Genomic DNA, 1,796 nt, shown 5'->3' with positions numbered 1-1,796 from the left:
AGCGTATTCAAATCAAACTGCGCTCCAATACAAGCTGCTAGTTTGAGAACATTCTGAGTCTGGTTCGGCAATTTCTGCAATTGCAGTGCCATAAACTCCACCACATCATCAGTAATTGCTAAGGCTCTGACTTGGGCAATATCACACTGCCACCCCCCTTGTACCCCCCTCCCAAGGGTGGTGGGGGATTGAGGGGGGTCAAAGGTAATTAGATGATCGTCATTTAATGCCTTGAGAAATTGGGTAGCAAAAAAAGGATTACCATGAGTTTTTTGATAGACTAATTTTGTCAAAGGTTGGGCTAGCAATAATTCGCAATTCAGGGTATCTGCCACCAACTGATTCATATCTGGTTCGCTTAACGGTTGCAGGACAATCCTATTGACTACTGCCCCAGTTTTGACGATCTCATCTACAGTCAGGATGAATGGGTGAACCGGTGAGACTTCATTATCCCGATATGCACCCAAGATTAATAAATGTCCTGTTTGTGACATCAATAATTGCAGCAATTTTAGCGATGCGGAATCTGCCCATTGCAAATCATCTAAAAACATCACTAAGGGATGTTCAACACTTGTGAAGATTTGCACAAATTTCTGCATCAGCAGATTAAAGCGGGTTTCGGCAGCACTCCCTGATAGTTCTATAGCTGGAGGTTGAGTACCAATAATGCGTTCTAGTTCTGGAATTACGTCAATCAAGACTTGTCCATTGTCGCCAACGGCTTCGAGAATTTTGGTTTTCCAGGCTTGTAGTTGTGCATCTGATTCTGAAAGCAATTGCCCCATTAAATCTCGGAATGCTTGCACAAATGCCGAAAAGGGAATATTGCGCTGGAATTGGTCATATTTCCCTTTAATAAAATAACCGCGTTGCCGGACAATGGGTTTATGAACTTCATTGACAACGGCAGTTTTCCCAATCCCAGAAAAACCTGCTACCAACATCATTTCTGTTGTCCCAAGGCTCACTTTTTCAAATGCTTTGAGGAGGGTTAATACTTCGGTTTCTCTGCCGTAGAGTTTTTCGGGAATGAGGAAGCGATCGCTAATATCTCGCTCTCCTAATGTAAAATATTCAATATTTCCGGTGGCTTGTAATTGACTTAGACAAATTTCTAAATCATGCTTGATTCCCAAGGCACTCTGATAGCGATCTTCGGCATTCTTCGCCATTAACTTACTGATGATTTCAGATAAAACTAAGGGAATATTGGGATTGTGATGATGTACGGCAATAGGATTTTTGGCAAGATGACAATGCACCAATTCCATCGGATCATCTGAGACAAATGGTAATTGTCCTGTGAGTAATTCATAAAATGTGACACCTAATGAGTAGAAGTCACTGCGGTAATCAATTCCCCGGTTCATCCTGCCAGTTTGCTCTGGTGAAAGATAAGCAAGTGTGCCTTCTAGAGCGTTAGCATTTTGAATTTCTTGGGTTTCTCTTGGTAGCAAAGATGCAATACTGAAGTCAATTAATTTAACTTGTTTGGTTTCGGGATTAATTAAAATATTACTGGGTTTAATATCTTTATGAATAATGCGATGACGAATGACAATATCTAATGTGTTACACAGAGATATAGCAGAGAGCAAAAATTCCTTTAGAGACGTTATATGTAACCTCTCTACCTTGGCAAAATCCTTAAGGGATATGCCCCCAAAGTCTTCCATCACCAGCGCATAGCCATTTTGGTATGGTTCTAGGCTATAAGTTTGAATAATTCCCGGATGGTTAAGATTTTTGGCGATGGTGTATTGATTGCGAAACGACAAGAGTTCAGAGAA

1 protein-coding gene is annotated in these 1,796 nt (G+C 41.0%); it reads right to left on the bottom strand.

Translation table 11 applies throughout. The features are described from left to right. The coding region (locus V7K67_RS24595; protein ID WP_335168774.1) for an ATP-binding protein at positions 1-1,796 on the bottom strand (1,796 nt) is incomplete at both ends.

Origin of the sequence: Nostoc sp., from assembly GCF_036917155.1 — a bacterium.
In the GTDB taxonomy this organism is placed as follows: Bacteria; Cyanobacteriota; Cyanobacteriia; order Cyanobacteriales; family Nostocaceae; genus Nostoc.
Note: the sequence above shows the minus strand (reverse complement) of the source record. Positions and strands in the feature narration are given on the sequence as shown.